The following is a 17,423-nucleotide window of genomic DNA, read 5'->3' as shown; positions in this document are numbered from 1 at the left end:
GTGTGTTTCTTGCCGGAGGTAGAGCACTGGATAGGCGATGGGCCCTACCGGGTTACTGACCTTAGCCAAACTCCGAATGCCGGTAAGTGAGAGCACGGCAGTGAGACTGTGGGGGATAAGCTCCATGGTCGAGAGGGAAACAGCCCAGAGCATCGACTAAGGCCCCTAAGCGTACGCTAAGTGGGAAAGGATGTGGAGTCGCAGAGACAACCAGGAGGTTGGCTTAGAAGCAGCCACCCTTGAAAGAGTGCGTAATAGCTCACTGGTCAAGTGATTCCGCGCCGACAATGTAGCGGGGCTCAAGCGTACCGCCGAAGTCGTGTCATTGCAGCAATAGGGCCAACGCCCGCTGTGATGGGTAGGGGAGCGTCGTGTGCCGGGTGAAGCAGCAGCGGAAGCTAGTTGTGGACGGTTCACGAGTGAGAATGCAGGCATGAGTAGCGATACACACGTGAGAAACGTGTGCGCCGATTGACTAAGGGTTCCTGGGTCAAGCTGATCTGCCCAGGGTAAGTCGGGACCTAAGGCGAGGCCGACAGGCGTAGTCGATGGACAACCGGTTGATATTCCGGTACCCGCTTTGAAACGCCCAATATCGAATCCTCTGATGCTAAGCCCGTGAAGCCGTTCCGGACCCTTCGGGGAATGGAAAGTGGTGGAGCCGGCGATCCAAGGTGGTAGTAGGTAAGCGATGGGGTGACGCAGGAAGGTAGTCCAGCCCGGGCGGTGGTTGTCCCGGGGTAAGGGTGTAGGCCGTGTGGTAGGCAAATCCGTCACACGTTAAGGCTGAGACCTGATGCCGAGCCGATTGTGGTGAAGTGGATGATCCTATGCTGTCGAGAAAAGCCTCTAGCGAGTTTCATGGCGGCCCGTACCCTAAACCGACTCAGGTGGTCAGGTAGAGAATACCGAGGCGTTCGGGTGAACTATGGTTAAGGAACTCGGCAAAATGCCCCCGTAACTTCGGGAGAAGGGGGGCCATTCCTGGTGATGAGACTTGCTCTCTGAGCTGGGGGTGGCCGCAGAGACCAGCGAGAAGCGACTGTTTACTAAAAACACAGGTCCGTGCGAAGCCGTAAGGCGATGTATACGGACTGACGCCTGCCCGGTGCTGGAACGTTAAGGGGACCGGTTAGTGACCTTTCGGGGTTGCGAAGCTGAGAACTTAAGCGCCAGTAAACGGCGGTGGTAACTATAACCATCCTAAGGTAGCGAAATTCCTTGTCGGGTAAGTTCCGACCTGCACGAATGGCGTAACGACTTCTCGACTGTCTCAACCATAGGCCCGGTGAAATTGCACTACGAGTAAAGATGCTCGTTTCGCGCAGCAGGACGGAAAGACCCCGGGACCTTTACTACAGTTTGATATTGGTGTTCGGTTCGGCTTGTGTAGGATAGGTGGGAGACTTTGAAGCAGCCACGCCAGTGGTTGTGGAGTCGCCGTTGAAATACCACTCTGGTCGTGCTGGATGTCTAACCTCGGTCCGTGATCCGGATCAGGGACAGTGTCTGATGGGTAGTTTAACTGGGGCGGTTGCCTCCCAAAGGGTAACGGAGGCGCCCAAAGGTTCCCTCAGCCTGGTTGGCAATCAGGTGTTGAGTGTAAGTGCACAAGGGAGCTTGACTGTGAGACCGACGGGTCGAGCAGGGACGAAAGTCGGGACTAGTGATCCGGCGGTGGCTTGTGGAAGCGCCGTCGCTCAACGGATAAAAGGTACCCCGGGGATAACAGGCTGATCTTCCCCAAGAGTCCATATCGACGGGATGGTTTGGCACCTCGATGTCGGCTCGTCGCATCCTGGGGCTGGAGTCGGTCCCAAGGGTTGGGCTGTTCGCCCATTAAAGCGGTACGCGAGCTGGGTTTAGAACGTCGTGAGACAGTTCGGTCCCTATCCGCTGTGCGCGTAGGAATATTGAGAAGGGCTGTCCCTAGTACGAGAGGACCGGGACGGACGAACCTCTGGTGTGCCAGTTGTCCTGCCAAGGGCATGGCTGGTTGGCTACGTTCGGGAGGGATAACCGCTGAAAGCATCTAAGCGGGAAGCCTGCTTCAAGATGAGTATTCCCACCTCCTTGAGAGGGTAAGGCTCCCAGTAGACGACTGGGTTGATAGGCCAGATGTGGAAGCCCGGTAACGGGTGGAGCTGACTGGTACTAATAGGCCGAGGGCTTGTCCTCAGTTGCTCGCGTCCACTGTGTTAGTTCTGAAGTAACGAACTCGCCTTGCCGGCTGGAGTTCAAACTTCATAGTGTTTCGGTGGTCATAGCGTTAGGGAAACGCCCGGTTACATTCCGAACCCGGAAGCTAAGCCTTTCAGCGCCGATGGTACTGCAGGGGGGACCCTGTGGGAGAGTAGGACGCCGCCGAACAATCATTGTGGGAAAGCCCCGCACCTTCTGGTGCGGGGCTTTTCTGCGTTTACGGGCCGTTTTGCAGCTCCGGCAGCGGCCGGCGGTGACGGTGTCCCCGAACGGGCCCTTCGGGTAACCCCTAGAGCCGGCCCGCTGCCTTCAGGGCGAGGTAGGTGTCGGCCAGGGCGGGGGCCAGGGTGTCGGGGGTGGCGTCGACGACGTGGACGCCGTGGCGGGTGAGCTGGTCGGCGGTGCGGCGGCGCTGGGACTGGGTCTGGGTGGCCGCGGCGGCCTCGTAGACGGAGTCCAGGGAGCCGCGGGCCTCGGCCATGGCGGCGATGTGGGGGTCGGCCACGGAGGCCAGGACGACCGTGTGGCGCTGGGTGAGCCGCGGGAGGAGTGGGAGGAGGCCCTCTTCGACGGGGGCCGCGTCCAGGCTCGTCAGGAGGACCACCAGGGAGCGGCGCGGGGCGCTGCGCAGGATGGTGGAGACGAGGGTGCGGGCGTCCGTCTCGACCAGTTCGGGTTCGAGGCCGGCCATGGCGTCGACGAAGGCCGGGAGGGTGTCGGCGGCCGAGCGGGCCTGGACCTGGGCGCGGGGGCGGCGGTCGTGGGCCAGGAGGTCGACGCGGTCGCCGGCGCGGGTGGCCAGGGCGGTCAGGAGGAGGGCGGCGTCCATGGCGGAGTCCAGGCGGGGGGCGTCGCCGACGCGTCCGGCCGAGGTGCGTCCGGTGTCGAGGCAGATCAGGATGTGGCGGTCGCGTTCGGGGCGCCAGGTGCGGACGGCGACCTTGTGCTGGCGGGCGGTGGCGCGCCAGTCGATGGAGCGGGTGTCGTCGCCGGGTACGTAGTCGCGGAGGCTGTCGAACTCGGTGCCCTCGCCGCGGGTCAGCAGGCTGGTGCGGCCGTCGAGTTCGCGCAGGCGCGCGAGGCGGGACGGGAGGTGCTTGCGGCTGGTGAAGGGCGGCAGGACGCGGACCGTCCAGGGGACGTCGTGGTTGCCCTGGCGGGCGCACAGGCCGAGCGGGCCGTACGAGCGGACGGTGACGAGTGCGGCCTTGCGGTCGCCGCGCCGGGTGGGGCGCAGGCGGGTGGTGAGGCGGCGGCGTTCGCCGGCGGGGACGGTCAGGGTGTGGCGGGAGGCGTCGGTTTCGGTGCCGGGGTGCCAGCTGCTGGGGGGCCAGGCGTCGCGGATGCGGGCCCGCAGCGTGCGGGTGCCGGGGTTGGTGATGGTGAGGCCGACGTCGGCGGTGTCGCCGAGGCGGACCGTGGTGGCACCCGTTCGGGTGAGTCGCAGGGCGCGTACGGGGGCGGCGAGGGCGTAGTCGGCGGCGCAGGCCAGGCCGATGGTGCCGTTGACGGCGAGGAGGCCCGTCCAGCTGGGTTCGAGGAGGCCTACGGGGAGGCTGCCGAGGGCCGCGAGGAGGGCGGCGCGTCCGGTGAGGGCCATCAGCGGGGGACGGGGACGTGGGTGAGGATCGCGGAGATGACGGAGTCGGCGGTGACGCCTTCCATCTCGGCTTCGGGGCGCAGCTGTACGCGGTGGCGGAGGGTGGGCAGGGCGAGGGCCTTGACGTCGTCGGGGGTGACGTAGTCGCGGCCGGTGAGCCAGGCCCAGGCGCGGGAGGTGGCGAGGAGGGCGGTCGCGCCGCGGGGGGAGACGCCGAGGGTGAGGGAGGGCGATTCGCGGGTGGCGCGGCAGAGGTCGACGACGTAGGCGGCGATCTCGGGGGAGACGGTGGTGTTCTCGACGGCCTTGCGGGCGGCTTCGAGTTCGCGGGCGCCTGCGACGGGGCGGATGCCGGCGGCGTGCAGGTCGCGGGGGTCGAAGCCGGCGGCGTGCCGGGTGAGGACGCCGATCTCGTCTTCGCGGGAGGGGAGGGGGACGGTCAGTTTGAGGAGGAACCGGTCGAGCTGGGCTTCGGGGAGGGGGTAGGTGCCCTCGTATTCGACGGGGTTCATGGTGGCGGCTACGAGGAAGGGGTCGGGGAGCCGGCGGGGGGTGCCGTCGACGGTGACCTGGCGTTCCTCCATGGCTTCCAGGAGGGAGGACTGGGTCTTGGGGGGCGTGCGGTTGATCTCGTCGGCGAGGAGGAGGTTGGTGAAGACGGGGCCGTCCTGGAAGGAGAACTCGGCGGTGCGGGCGTCGTAGACGAGGGAGCCGGTGACGTCGCTGGGCATCAGGTCGGGGGTGAACTGGACGCGTTTGGTGTCGAGTTCGAGGGAGGCGGCGAGGGCGCGGACGAGGAGGGTCTTGGCGACGCCGGGGACGCCTTCGAGGAGGACGTGGCCGCGGCACAGGAGTGCGACGACGAGTCCGGTGACGGCGGAGTCCTGGCCGACCACGGCCTTGGAGATTTCGGTGCGGAGCGCTTCCAGGGAGGAGCGGGCGCTGTCCGTGGTGGCCGTCATGAGGTGCGGACCTCTCTTTCGAGGGCGTCGAGGTGGTCGGCGAGCGCGACGAGTGCCGCGTCGTCGGCGGGGGTGGTGCCGAAGAGGGTGGTGGCCGGGTCGGGTCCGGTGGCGTGGGGCCGGCGGGCGGCTACGGCGGGGACCAGGGTGGCGGGGTCGTGGGCCTGGGCGGGTGGTACGCCGACCAGTGCGGCGAGGCGTTCGCGGGCGGCGGCGCGCAGGACGGTGGCGGCGCGGTCGCGGGCGGAGGTCTTGCGGTAGAGGCGGGCGCGGCCCTCGGTGGTCTCGGAGGCGCGGATGGCGACGGGGAGGTTCTCGGTGACGAGGGGGCCGAGCCGGCGGGCGCGCCAGAGGGCGGCGAGGGTGGCGGCCGCGAAGAGCTGGAGCAGGGCCCAGAGCCAGCCGGAGGGGACGAGGTCGAGGAGGCTCTTCTCGTCGGCGGGGGTGTCGGCGGGCATGTCCGCGAGGGTGGGGAGGTACCAGACGAGGTCGGGGCGGGAGCCGAGGAGCTGGAGGGCGAGGGAGGCGTTGCCCTGTTCGGCGAGGTGCTGGTTGAGCAGGGGGCGTTCGGAGCCGAGGAGGACGGTGTCGCCGCCCTTGGTGGTGCTGGGGAGTACGAGGAGGGTGGGGTGGCCGTCGCTGGGGTAGCAGGCGGTGGCTGCGGGGTGGGTGGTGGTGTAGCGGAGGCCGTCGCCGGTGCCGGCGCGGCCGGCGGTGGTGGCGGCGGGGAGGGCGCAGCCGGGGTCGAGGTCGTCGCGGTGGGCGAAGGACTTCGTGTGGGTGGCGGGGGCCAGGTCGGGGAGGCTGAGGCTGGTGGGGGCGATGAGGACGGTGCGGCCGCCGGAGAGGTCGATGGCGGAGCGGATGGCGCGTCGCTGGGGTTCGCCGAGCAGGTCGGGGTCGGTGACGAGGAGGGTGGTGCGGGGGCCGGTCGCGGCGGCGGCTTCTTCGGCGCTGGTGACGACGCGGGTGGTGACGCCGCGTTCCCGCAGGAGCTGGGCGAGGGCGCGGCTGCCGTCGCGGTCGGCGGAGCGGGGGTCGAGGCGGCCGTGGTGGTCCCCGGTCTGGAGGGCGGCGAGGGTGACGGCGGCGGCGAGGAGGATGCCGAGGGCGAGGAGGAGGCCGCGGGCGCGGGCCCAGCGCTGGGGGCCGGTGGGGGTGGTGGAGGTGGGGGCGGGGGCGCTGGGGCCGGTCATGCGGCGGGTCCCGTCAGGAGCGGCTTGGTGCGTTCCAGGGTGAGGTCGAGGGTGCGCAGGCGGGCGTAGGCGTCGGCGTCGGCGGTGCGGCCGCCGTAGGTGACGTCGTCGAAGGTGCGGGCGGCGGCGTGGAGGCCGGCGGCGTGTGCGGGGAGGCTGAGCGCGGCTTCGGCGGCGGCCTCGTCGGCGGTGCGGCCGGGGCGGGGGTCGAGGAGGGTGCGTTCCTCCAGGGCGCGGACGAGGGCGCGCATGCGTTCCTGGACGGCTTCGTTCCAGCGGCCGGCGGCGGCGTGGGCGTCGGCGGTGGTGCGGTGGTCGGCGGCGCTGCGGGGGCCTTCGTCGAAGAGGGCGGCGGTGCCGGTGGGGGTGCGGCGGGGGGTGCCGAGGCGCCACCAGAGGGCGGCGATGACGAGGAGGACCAGTACGGCGATGGTGAGGAGGCCGGCCCAGCCGCCGGGGGTGGCTCCGGAGGCGCGGTCGAGGAAGTCGCCCAGCCAGTCCCAGAAGCGGTCCAGGGCGCGCTGGAGCAGCCCGGGCTCGTCCTGGTGGTAGGCGGGCTTGGCCAGCTCGCGTTCGGCCGCCTCGCGGGCGGCGTCGCGCGGGGTGGTCAGTGGTGGTGTGTCGCCTGCGGCGGTGGTGATGAGTCCCCCCGTGCTCATCGGCGTGTCAGCCTCCGGGTCGTTCGGCGGTGGGGGTGCCGTAGCCGTGGAGGCCGGCGGCGCGGGCGAGCTCCAGGTCGAGGGCTTCGCGGCGGATGCGCTGGTCGATGTAGAGGAGGGTGGTGACGCCCGTCTGCATCGGGACGGTGACGGTGGCCGCGACGACGCCGCCGATGGCGCTGATGAGGAGGAAGCTCCAGCTGAGGGCGGCGGTGCCGTCCAGCAGGCCGGAGAGGCCCTCGGGGGACACGAGCAGGGCGATGCCGGCGAAGGGCATGACGATGACCATGGCGGTGATGGTGCGGATCAGCCAGATGAGCAGGCTGATGCCGAAGATCCGCCACCAGGAGCCCCTGACCAGCTTCGCGGACCGCTTGAGGGCGGCGGCGGCCGAGCCGCGTTCCAGCATCAGTGCGGGCGGGGCCAGCACGAAGGTGACGTAGAACCAGGCGAGGAGGACGAAGCCGACGGGGATGCCGAGGGCGGTGAGGGCGGCGCTGCCGGTGAGGATGCCGGGGAGGGCCGGGAGGAGGAGGGCGGCGACGGCGCCCAGGAGCAGCAGGCCGGTCAGGGCGAGCATGCGCGGGGCGAGGGGTCGTACGGCCTTGAGGGTGTCGGAGGGGGTGGAGGCCTGGCCGAGGACCGCGCGGCTGACGACGGGTGCGAGCAGGGCGGTGACGAGGATCAGCCCGAGGAGTTCCAGGAAGTACTGGGTGGCGTAGACGACGGCGGTGTCGCCCATGAGCTTGACGGCCTGGGAGGGGGTGAGGTTCTCGTCGGCGGTGGGGAGGTCGTTCAGCCAGGTGCGCTGGATGGCCAGCAGGGCGACCTGGGAGAGGGCGGCGACGACGAGGCTGATGGTGAGGACGGAGCGCCAGTGGCCGCGCAGGGTGCCGACGGCGCCGTCGAGGATCTCGCCGAGGCCGAGGGGGCGCAGGGGGATGATGCCGGGCTTGGCGGCGGGCGGGGTGCTGCCCCAGCCGCCGGGGTACTGGTAGGGGCTGCCGGGGCGGGTGCCCCAGCCGGCGGCGGGCGCCTGGGGTGCGGGAGGGGCGGCGGGCTGCGGGGTGGGGCCGGTGGCGGGGCTGGTCCACTGTCCGGGCGGCGGCTGTGCTGCGGACCACTTCGCGTCGGCGGTGGGGCCGGGGGCCTGTGCGGGCGTGGTGCCCTCGCCGGAGGTGGTGCCGGTGCCGGTGTCGTTCCCCGTGCCGGTGGGCTGAGCGGCCGGCCGGTCGGCGTCGGAGCCCTGGCCGTCGGACGGGGATCCGGGCGCGGCCCAGCCCGGAGAGTCAGTCATCGTCGCTCCTTCACGTGCACCTGCCGTGGCGGGCGCGCTGGTCGGCTGCCATCGTGCCATGGGGGCGCTCGGATCGGTCGGGCCGTCCCCGGATCACCGGCTGCCCCCGGATCGCGCGCCGCTCCCGCCCTTCAATTGTCGCTCGGATCCGGGGCAGACTGGTCGTCCTGATCTCCACGCAGGTCCGAGGGGCGATTTCCAGCCCTTTTGGCTGTGGGGCAGCTCACCGCCGGGTAACGATTAGCTAATGGGATGATGTCAACCATGAAGGGACGCGTCCTTGTCGTCGACGACGACACCGCGCTGGCCGAGATGCTCGGCATTGTGCTGCGTGGAGAAGGTTTTGAGCCGTCGTTCGTAGCGGACGGTGACAAGGCACTGGCTGCCTTCCGGGAGGCGAAGCCGGACCTGGTGCTGCTCGACCTCATGCTGCCCGGACGGGACGGCATAGAGGTCTGCAGGCTGATCCGGGCCGAGTCGGGCGTGCCTATTGTCATGCTCACCGCCAAGAGCGACACCGTGGACGTCGTGGTCGGCCTGGAGTCGGGCGCCGACGACTACATCGTCAAGCCGTTCAAGCCGAAGGAGCTGGTGGCCCGCATCCGGGCCCGCCTGCGCCGGTCGGAGGAGCCCGCGCCCGAGCAGCTCGTCATCGGTGACCTGGTCATCGACGTCGCAGGCCACTCGGTCAAGCGCGACGGCGCCTCCATCGCACTCACCCCGCTGGAGTTCGACCTGCTGGTCGCGCTCGCCCGCAAGCCCTGGCAGGTCTTCACCCGCGAGGTGCTGCTGGAGCAGGTCTGGGGCTACCGGCACGCGGCGGACACCCGCCTGGTCAACGTGCACGTGCAGCGGCTCCGCTCCAAGGTCGAGAAGGATCCGGAGCGCCCCGAGATCGTCGTGACGGTGCGCGGTGTCGGCTACAAGGCCGGACCCAGCTGAGGTGCCGCCCGGCAAGGCCCGGGGCGGCTCCCGGCGAGGAGTCCTGCGGGGCGGCCGGCAGCTCCGTCACATGGCCGACGGAGCACCCGGCGGCCCCCTCCTGCGGCTGTTCGTACGCCTCGTGCGCCGGCCGCTGCTTCCGGCTGTCCGCATCTGGCGGCGCAACATCCAGCTCCGGGTGGTCGCCGCCACCCTGCTGATGTCGCTCGCCGTGGTCCTCGCGCTCGGCTTCGTCGTCATCGCCCAGGTCTCCAAGGGACTCCTCGACGCCAAGGAGGAGGCCGCCCAGAGCCAGGCCGCCGGAGGGTTCGCGGTCGCACAGGAGAAGGCCAACACGCCCTTCGCCGCCGACGGCCCCGACGCCACCGACAACAAGGTCGGCCGCGACGCCAGCACCTGGATGAACTCGCTCGTCAAACAGCTCGCCAGCGGCGGCCAGACCGCCTTCGAGGTGGTGGCCCTCGGCGCCGGCACCGGCACCGGCGAACAGACCGCCCCCGGCGCCCAGGGCGTCAAGGGCGCCCGCGCCTCCGGCAACGTCGACCCCACCGCGAGCGTCCCGCTCGCCCTGCGCCGCTCCGTGAACCACGCCACCGGCACCTTCAAGACCTTCTCGCAGATCCGCTACACCGCCGGAGCCGGGGAGAAGCTCCCGGAGCCCGCGCTGGTCATCGGCAAGCGGCTCACCGACATCAACGGCGACCCGTACGACCTCTACTACCTCTTCCCGCTCACCCAGGAGGAGGAGTCCCTCAACCTGGTCAAGGTCACCATCGCCACGGCCGGGGTGTTCGTGGTCGTGCTGCTCGGCGCCATCGCCTGGCTCGTGGTGCGCCAGGTCGTCACTCCGGTCCGGATGGCCGCCGGGGTCGCCGAGCGGCTCTCGGCCGGACGGCTCCAGGAGCGGATGAAGGTCACCGGCGAGGACGACATCGCCCGTCTGGGCGAGGCCTTCAACAAGATGGCGCAGAACCTCCAGAACAAGATCCAGCAGCTGGAGGACCTGTCCCGGCTGCAGCGCCGGTTCGTCTCGGACGTCTCGCACGAGCTGCGCACCCCGCTGACGACCGTCCGCATGGCCGCCGACGTCATCCACGACGCCCGCGTCGACTTCGACCCGGTCACCGCCCGCTCCGCCGAACTGCTCGCCGGACAGCTCGACCGCTTCGAGTCGCTCCTCTCCGACCTGCTGGAGATCAGCCGCTTCGACGCGGGCGCCGCCGACCTCCAGGCCGAGCCCATCGACCTGCGGGACGTCGTACGCCGCGTCATCGACGGCGCCGAACCGCTGGCCGAGCACAAGGGCACCCGGATCCGCGTCCTCGGCGACACCCAGCCCGTCATAGCCGAGGCCGACGCCCGCCGCGTCGAGCGGGTGCTGCGCAACCTCGTGGTCAACGCCGTCGAGCACGGCGAGGGCCGCGACGTGGTGGTCCGCCTCGCCTCGGCCGGCGGGGCCGTCGCCGTCGCCGTCCGCGACTACGGCGTCGGCCTCAAGCCCGGCGAGGCCACCCGCGTCTTCAACCGCTTCTGGCGGGCCGACCCCGCCCGGGCGCGCACCACCGGCGGCACCGGCCTGGGCCTGTCCATCGCCGTCGAGGACGCCCGCCTGCACGGCGGCTGGCTCCAGGCCTGGGGCGAGCCCGGCGGCGGCTCCCAGTTCCGCCTCACCCTGCCCCGCACCGCCGACGAGCCCCTGCGCGGATCCCCGATCCCGCTGGAGCCCGAGGACTCCCGCGGCAACCGGGCCCGCGCCGCCGCGGAGGCCGCCGGGCGCACGGGCGGCGCCGGCGGGACCGGCGGCCACCCCGACGGGCGCGCCGAGCGCCCCGACCGCGACCCGATACCGCCCAGGCCGGCGGTCACCACCGCCCTGCCGGTGCCCGCCGACCCCACGGCGCTGCCCGGCAACGGCGCCCGCGTCGTGGCCAGGCCCGCCGACCAGAGCGCAGCACAGGAGGATGGATCCGGTGGAGGACGCTGAGCGGGCGGCGGCAGCCGGCCGGGGCGCAGGGAACGAACGGACCCGGGCGGGCGGCCGACCCCGCGCCACCCTGGTGGCGCTGGCCCTGGGCGCCGTCGGCCTGCTGGTCGGCGGCTGCGCCTCCATGCCCGACCGCGGCGAGATCCGCCGGGTGGAGGCCTCGCAGGGCGTCGACTCGCAGGTCCGCGTCTTCGGCGTGCCGCCGGCCGACAAGGCCAGCCCCGCCGACATCGTCGACGGCTTCCTCGAAGCCATGACCAGCGACGACCCCCAGCTGGCGACGGCCCGCAAGTACCTCACCCAGAGCGCCGCGGCGAGCTGGCGGCCCGGCTCGGCCGTCACCGTCCTCTCCGCCGGCCTCGGCCGGGTCCCCGCACCGGGCGACAAGGAGTCCGAGGAACCGCGCTGGAAGATCTACGGCAAGAAGCTCGCGACCGTGGACGAGCGCAGCGCCTACCAGCCGGAGAGCGGCGGCGGACGCTACGAGGAGTACCTCCAGCTGGTCCAGGTCAACAAGCAGTGGCGGATCGCGACCCCGCCCAGCAACCTCGTCCTGAGCGAGTCCGACTTCCAGCGCATCTACAAGCCCGTCAACAAGTACTACTTCTCCGGCAACACCCTCGTCGCCGACCCGGTGTACGTCCGCCAGCGCACCGACCCCGACTCCCGCATGGACCCGACCACGCAGACCGTTCAGTCCCTGCTGACCGGCCCCTCCAAGTGGCTCGGCCCGGTCGTCTCCACCGCGTTCCCCACCGGCAGCGAACTGCGCGAGGGCACCAAGTCCCTCTCGTACGACGGCCAGAACACGCTGCGCGTCCCGCTCAACGGCATCGCCTCGAACGTCGCCCAGCCGCAGTGCCAGAAGATGGCCACCCAACTCCTCTACACCGTCCGGGACCTGACGACCTCCAAGCTGGACCGCGTCGAACTGCTCAAGCCCGACGGCAAGTCCTCGCTGTGCTGGGTCACCGGCTCGACCGCGGCGGCCATCGCCAACCGGCCGCCGTCGCCGGAGCACCAGTACTACGTGGACAAGGACGCCAGGCTCGTCCGGATGATGCTCGACGCCAACAGCGAGCAGCAGCAGGACAAGCCGGAGCCGGCCCCCGGCCCGCTGGCCACCGCCGCCGGTTTCAAGGTGGGTTCGGCGGCCGTGACGTACGACGAGAAGCGTGCCGCGGTCGTCTCCGAGGACGGGCACAACCTCTTCGTGGTGACGCTGACGACGGCGGGCCCCATGCCGCAGCAGCCGCTGCTGACCAGCAGGTCCGGGAAGCTCACCGCGCCCAGCTGGGACGCCCAGGGCGACCTGTGGATCGCCGACCTCGACCCGCAGACGCAGGGCCTGTGGCGGGTGCCCGCCGGCACCGGCACCCCGCAGAAGGTGGACGTCGCCGGGCTCGACGGCGGGCGGATCAGCGGGCTGAAGGCCTCCTCGGACGGGGTGCGCATCGCGCTCCTGGTGGAGAAGGACAGCACCCGCAAGAACCTGTTCATCGGGCGGATCGAACGGCCCGAGGGCAAGGGGGACTCCCCCCGGGTCTCGGTGCGCGAGCTGCGCCCGGCGGCCCCGCAGATGGCCGAGGTGACGGCGATGAGCTGGGCGCCGCGCGGCCGGCTGCTGGTGGTGGGCCGGGAGAGCGGCGGCGTGGACCAGGCCCGCTACATGCTGTCCGACGGGTCGATGGTCGCCGCGAGCCTGCCCGGCGCGACGGGGCTGAGCGCCATCGCGGCCTCGGAGGACGAGGGCAAGCCGGTGGTCGGGTTCGGCGAGGACGGCATCGTGTGGCTGCCGTCGGGCGCGCAGTGGCGCACGGTCGCGGCGGGCGGCCGGCTGCCGGTCTACCCGGGCTGAGCGGCCGCGCGCTCCGGCGGCGGTTTTCCACAGGGGTCGCGGGCCCGCGTCCGGCACGGCAGGGTGGATGCGTGCGGGAGTGGTGGCGGGAGCTGGCCGGCCTCGTCCTGCCGGTGGACTGCGCCGGCTGCGGGGCCGCCCGCGTGGTGCTGTGCGGGGCGTGCCGGGACGCCCTGAGCGGCACGGGCGCGGGCCGGGTGCGTCCCGCGGCGCGGCGGGCGGGCCCGGCGGGGCTGCCCGCGGTGTACGCGGGGGCCCGGTACGAGGACGCCGTACGGGCGGTCGTGCTCGCGCACAAGGAGCGCGGGGCGCTGCCCCTGGCCGGTCCCCTCGGGACGGCCCTGGCGGCGGCGGTGGCCCGCACGGGTGCCGTCGGCGGCCGGGCCGCGGGCGCGGCGGAGCTGGTGCTGGTGCCGGTGCCCTCCGCGCGGCGGGCGGTGCGGGCGCGCGGGCACGACCCGGCGCGGCGGATCGCCCTGGCCGCGTCCGGGCGGCTGCGCGGGGCCGGTGCGGCCGCGCGCGTGGCGCCCGTGCTGCGGCTGCGGCGGGCCGTCGCGGACCAGGCGGGCCTGGGGGCCCGGGAGCGGCAGGAGAACCTGGCGGGGGCCCTGGAGGTGCGTCGGGGCGGGGCCGCGCTGGCGGCGGGGGCTCGGATCGTGCTGGTGGACGACGTGATCACGACCGGAGCCACGCTCGCGGAGGCGGCGAGGGCCTTGCGCATGGCGGGCCTGCGGGCGGAGGCTGCCGCAGTGGTCGCCGCTCCGGCGGGTTCCTTCGCGCCGAACGGCGGAAACCCGGACCGGGCAAAAATCTTGTGAATAGATTTGGAACCACGGGGGAATGCGCATCGTTGCAGGTAGTAAGAGGGAAGACCCACCTGATCGGAGGTACGTTTCGGTAGCGGGTGCCGACAACCGGCTTTGAGAGATATGTTCGGTTGTGAGGAACTGGCGAACCTTCGGCCCCGGGTATCGGAGCAGCAGTCCGTCTGTTTATTGGAATCTTCGTGTGCAGTACCTGTGAGGGGGGCTCTCTCTACTCCGAAGTCGGTGGGATGTAGATCTTGCCGATGGGGGAGGAGGAGGTGAAAGTCGCCAAGTCCGAGGCTCCGGTGTTCACCGGAGCCTGGTGCGAAAGGGAGACGCTCCGCCGCCCAGAGCGGGGGTCTCCGGGAACGGAGTTCTGCGTGGACATCGTCGTCAAGGGCCGCAAGACCGAGGTGCCCGAGCGGTTCCGCAAGCACGTGGCCGAGAAGCTGAATCCGGAGCGGATCCAGAAGCTCGACGCCAAGGTGATCAGCTTGGACGTCGAGGTGTCCAAGGAGCACAACCCGCGCCAGGCCGACCGTTCCGACCGCGTGGAGATCACCCTGCACTCGCGGGGACCGGTGATCCGGGCGGAGGCCGCCGCCGCCGACCCGTACGCGGCGCTCGACCTGGCACAGGACAAGCTGGAGGCCCGGCTGCGCAAGCAGCACGACAAGCGCTTCACCCGCCGTGGCACCGGACGGCTCTCGGCGGCCGAGGTCGCCGACCACGTCGCCGGCGTCGCGACTCTCAACAGCAACGGCGAGCCGGTCTACGAGGACACGGAGGAAGGGGTCCCGGTCAAGCGGATCGGTTCCCTGGAGGTACAGGGCGAAGGCCCGCTCATCGTCCGCGAGAAGACCCACTCGGCCCGGCCGATGTCGCTCGACCAGGCTCTGTACGAAATGGAACTGGTCGGCCACGACTTCTATCTGTTCGTCGACTCCGAGACCAAGATGCCCAGCGTCGTCTACCGGCGCCACGCCTACGACTACGGCGTCATCCACGTGGACCCCGACGGGGCGTCCAGCTCGGAGCCCTCGGGAGCGGGCGCGGGCGGCGCGCTCGGAGGCTGAAATTCAACCATTGCCCCTGCGGAACGCGAGGCGTTCCGCAGGGGCACCTGTATGACTCGTATGAGCCATACGGATTCCGCCAGCACCCCGACCCGTAGCGCGGGCATGGAATCATGTCGGGCAGTCAACCGGCGGCCGACCCGGCCGGGTTGGCCCAGCAGCTCAGCACATGCAGGGGGAGGAACGATGGCGGACGGCTTCGGGCCGGCGCGCGACGACGACGGCGCCGACTGTCATGGGGCGCAGGACCCGGCCGGGGAGCCGATCCGGGTGCTCGTGGTCGACGACCACGCCCTCTTCCGGCGCGGGCTGGAGATCGTCCTCGCCCAGGAGGAGGACATCCAGGTCGTCGGCGAGGCCGGGGACGGGGCGGAGGCCGTGGACAAGGCCGCCGACCTGCTGCCCGACATCGTGCTGATGGACGTGCGGATGCCCCGGCGCGGCGGCATCGAGGCGTGCACCTCGATCAAGGAGGTCGCCCCCTCCGCGAAGATCATCATGCTGACGATCAGCGACGAGGAAGCCGACCTCTACGACGCGATCAAGGCGGGCGCCACCGGCTACCTCCTCAAGGAGATCTCGACGGACGAGGTGGCGACGGCGATCCGCGCGGTCGCCGACGGCCAGTCCCAGATCAGCCCGTCGATGGCGTCGAAGCTGCTCACCGAGTTCAAGTCGATGATCCAGCGCACCGACGAGCGCCGGCTGGTCCCGGCGCCGCGGCTGACGGACCGGGAACTCGAGGTCCTCAAGCTGGTGGCCACGGGCATGAACAACCGGGACATCGCCAAGCAGCTGTTCATCTCCGAGAACACCGTGAAGAACCACGTCCGCAACATCCTGGAGAAGCTCCAGCTGCACTCCCGGATGGAAGCCGTCGTGTACGCGATGCGGGAGAAGATCCTGGAGATCCGCTGACCGCGTCCGCCCCGGCCGGGTCCCCACCGCCCCCTAGGCGCCCAGCGCCGCCAGCTCCGCGGTGATCGCGGCCGCCTCCGCCGGGGACTGCGCGCGCTCGACGCGGACCGCGTCGCAGCCCACCCACTCCGCGGCCTCCCGCAGCGCCCGCGCCATCGCGCCCGCCGCCCCCGGCGCCGTCAGGGAGACCTGGCGGGCCACCAGGGTGCGGCCCTCACGGGCCGGGTCGAGCCGGCCCCGGAGCCGCCCGCCGGCCAGCAGCGGCATCGCGAAGTACCCGTGTATCCGCTGCGGCTTGGGCACGTACGCCTCCAGCCGGTGCGTGAACCCGAAGATCCGCTCCGTCCGCGGCCGGTCCCAGACCAGCGAGTCGAACGGGGACAGCAGGGTCGTACGGTGACGGCCCAGCGGCGCCGTCCGAAGCGCCTGCGGATCCGCCCAGGCGGGCTTCCCCCAGCCCTCGACCTCCACCGGCACCAGCCCGGAGTCCGCGATCACCGCGTCGACCTGCTCGCCCTTGAGGCGGTGGTAGTCGGCGATGTCGGCGCGCGTACCGACCCCCAGCGACCGCCCGGCCAGCGCGACCAGCCGGCGCAGGCACTCGGCGTCGTCCAGGTCGTCATGGAGCAGCGCGTCCGGGACGGCCCGCTCGGCCAGGTCGTAGACCCGCTTCCAGCCGCGCCGCTCGGAGCACACCACCTCACCGGTGTCGAGCAGCCACTCCACCGCGATCTTGGTCTCGGACCACTCGAACCACTCGCCGCCGTTCTTCGCGCCGCCCAGCTCGGACGAGGTCAGCGGACCGTCGGCCTTCAGCCGGTCCAGCACCGCCCGCGTCGAACGCTCCTTGTCCTCCAGCACGTGCCAGCGGTGGCCGCGCGCCCGCCGCGCCCGGCGGCGGAAGGCGAAGTGCGGCCACTCCTCGATCGGCAGGATGCACGCCGCGTGCGACCAGTACTCGAAGGCGTGGCTGTCCGACCAGTACGCCTTCTCCACCACGTCCCGGCCCACCGCGCCCAGACGCGCGTACGGGACCAGTTCGTGCGAGCGGGCCAGGACCGAGATGGTGTCCAGCTGCACCGCCCCCAGATGGCGCAGCACCCCCCGGACCCCGCCCCGGCGGTCGGGCGCCCCCAGGAACCCCTGCGCGCGCAGGGCGATCCGGCGGGCCTCGTCGGCGGACAGCGAGAGCGTCGTCATGCCGCGACCCTAGGGGGTGGCACTGACAGCGGGCAGGTACGGCAGCCGCGAGGGCAGGCCGAGGTCCGAGGGCAGCAGTCCGGCCACCCAGCAGTCGCGCAGGGTGCCGCGGTGGTCGAGCGCGCCGCGCAGGGTGCCCTCGAAGCGGAACCCGGCCTTTTCGGCGGCGGCCCGGGAGGCCGCGTTGCCCACGGCGGCGCGCCACTCCAGCCGGCCGGCCCCGACCTCGGTGAACAGCCACCGGGCGACCCCGGCCACCGCCTCGGCGACGTAGCCGCGGCCCCGGTGCTCCTTCGCCGCCCAGTAGCCGATCTCGTACCCCTGGGCGCCGCGCACGTGCACCCCCACCGCGGCCACCAGCGGCCCCTCGGCGCCCTCCGCACCGAGCCGCACCGCGAAGCCGTACTCGCGGTCCTCCCACCAGGCGCTCCGCGAGACGTGCGTGACCCACGCCTCGGCGTGCGCCCGCTCGTACGGGGAGGGCACGAGCGTCCACCGCTGGATCTCGGGGTCCTGGCAGGCGGCGTACACCTCCTCGGTGTCCGAGGGGGCGAAGGGGCGCAGCAGGAGGCGCTCGGTGGCCAGGGTGACGGGTTCCATGAACGGATTGTTGCCGCGCCGGGTAACCCGGGCGAGGGGTTTTCGTCCACCCCGGCACCGAATCCGTCCCCCGTACGTTCTCATTCCGGGCGCCCGTGCCCTGCGGACACGGCGGACCTCCCG

Annotated in this window: 13 protein-coding genes and 2 rRNA genes (1 of these 15 cut by a window edge); 8 read left to right on the top strand and 7 right to left on the bottom strand. The window is 71.5% G+C overall.

Annotated features, from left to right (window positions below; genetic code table 11):
* Window positions 1-2,178, top strand: a 23S ribosomal RNA gene (locus D1J60_RS13795) (it extends 937 nt beyond the left edge of the window).
* Window positions 2,179-2,253: 75 nt separating this feature from the next.
* A 5S ribosomal RNA gene (rrf, locus tag D1J60_RS13790) occupies window positions 2,254-2,370 on the top strand.
* A gap of 121 nt (window positions 2,371-2,491) precedes the next feature.
* Here rrf and D1J60_RS13785 read toward each other — a convergent pair.
* From D1J60_RS13785 to D1J60_RS13765, 5 genes are read right to left on the bottom strand one after another with little or no spacing between them, the layout of a single operon-like run.
* On the bottom strand, window positions 2,492-3,802 hold the full coding sequence (locus D1J60_RS13785) for a DUF58 domain-containing protein (protein WP_125821300.1): 1,311 nt from the start codon (window positions 3,800-3,802) through the stop codon (window positions 2,492-2,494).
* Window positions 3,802-4,764, bottom strand: a complete 963-nt coding sequence (locus tag D1J60_RS13780) for a MoxR family ATPase (protein WP_125821299.1) — start codon at window positions 4,762-4,764, stop codon at window positions 3,802-3,804. Before D1J60_RS13780 ends, D1J60_RS13785 begins: the two co-directional genes overlap by 1 nt.
* The gene (locus D1J60_RS13775; RefSeq protein ID WP_125821298.1) at window positions 4,761-5,960 is read right to left on the bottom strand and encodes a DUF4350 domain-containing protein; all 1,200 of its coding nucleotides are present in this window, start codon (window positions 5,958-5,960) and stop codon (window positions 4,761-4,763) included. Before D1J60_RS13775 ends, D1J60_RS13780 begins: the two co-directional genes overlap by 4 nt.
* On the bottom strand, window positions 5,957-6,619 hold the full coding sequence (locus D1J60_RS13770) for a DUF4129 domain-containing protein (protein ID WP_125821297.1): 663 nt from the start codon (window positions 6,617-6,619) through the stop codon (window positions 5,957-5,959). The genes D1J60_RS13775 and D1J60_RS13770 overlap by 4 nt, the downstream gene beginning before the upstream one ends.
* A 7-nt stretch (window positions 6,620-6,626) precedes the next feature.
* Window positions 6,627-7,916 (bottom strand): hypothetical protein, encoded by a 1,290-nt coding sequence (locus D1J60_RS13765; protein ID WP_125821296.1) that lies wholly within the window; start codon window positions 7,914-7,916, stop codon window positions 6,627-6,629.
* A 252-nt stretch (window positions 7,917-8,168) separates the two neighbouring features.
* Between D1J60_RS13765 and mtrA the strand changes: the two genes are divergently transcribed.
* The 6 genes from mtrA to D1J60_RS13735 all read left to right on the top strand — a co-directional run bounded on the left by mtrA (window position 8,169) and on the right by D1J60_RS13735 (window position 15,500).
* Complete coding sequence (gene mtrA, locus D1J60_RS13760) at window positions 8,169-8,858, top strand: two-component system response regulator MtrA (RefSeq protein ID WP_007264442.1); 690 nt, start codon at window positions 8,169-8,171, stop codon at window positions 8,856-8,858.
* A gap of 70 nt (window positions 8,859-8,928) precedes the next feature.
* The gene (gene mtrB / locus D1J60_RS13755; RefSeq protein ID WP_125821295.1) at window positions 8,929-10,842 is read left to right on the top strand and encodes an MtrAB system histidine kinase MtrB; all 1,914 of its coding nucleotides are present in this window, start codon (window positions 8,929-8,931) and stop codon (window positions 10,840-10,842) included.
* Window positions 10,829-12,700: an LpqB family beta-propeller domain-containing protein gene (locus tag D1J60_RS13750; RefSeq protein WP_241253257.1), complete on the top strand. Its 1,872-nt coding sequence runs from the start codon at window positions 10,829-10,831 to the stop codon at window positions 12,698-12,700. The genes mtrB and D1J60_RS13750 overlap by 14 nt, the downstream gene beginning before the upstream one ends.
* A gap of 71 nt (window positions 12,701-12,771) precedes the next feature.
* Entirely contained in the window at window positions 12,772-13,518 is a 747-nt protein-coding gene (locus D1J60_RS13745; protein WP_125821294.1) for a phosphoribosyltransferase family protein, read from the top strand.
* A gap of 368 nt (window positions 13,519-13,886) precedes the next feature.
* A complete protein-coding gene (gene raiA, locus D1J60_RS13740; protein ID WP_185899801.1) occupies window positions 13,887-14,582 on the top strand; it encodes a ribosome-associated translation inhibitor RaiA in 696 nt (231 codons plus the stop codon).
* 186 nt (window positions 14,583-14,768) lie between these two features.
* A complete protein-coding gene (locus tag D1J60_RS13735; protein ID WP_042800977.1) occupies window positions 14,769-15,500 on the top strand; it encodes a response regulator transcription factor in 732 nt (243 codons plus the stop codon).
* A 33-nt stretch (window positions 15,501-15,533) separates the two neighbouring features.
* Here the strand turns inward: D1J60_RS13735 and D1J60_RS13730 are convergent, their stop codons facing one another.
* Window positions 15,534-16,700, bottom strand: coding sequence for a crosslink repair DNA glycosylase YcaQ family protein (locus D1J60_RS13730; protein WP_125821293.1), 1,167 nt, complete (start codon window positions 16,698-16,700; stop codon window positions 15,534-15,536).
* A gap of 9 nt (window positions 16,701-16,709) precedes the next feature.
* Window positions 16,710-17,300 carry a GNAT family N-acetyltransferase gene (locus D1J60_RS13725; protein ID WP_125594555.1) on the bottom strand — a complete coding sequence of 197 codons (591 nt, stop codon included), beginning with the start codon at window positions 17,298-17,300 and terminating at the stop codon, window positions 16,710-16,712.
* Window positions 17,301-17,423: the final 123 nt, after the last annotated feature.

Source organism: Streptomyces sp. W1SF4 (assembly GCF_003950035.1).
In the GTDB taxonomy this organism is placed as follows: Bacteria; Actinomycetota; Actinomycetes; order Streptomycetales; family Streptomycetaceae; genus Streptomyces; species Streptomyces racemochromogenes.
This window is presented reverse-complemented; position numbering and strand designations above follow the sequence as displayed.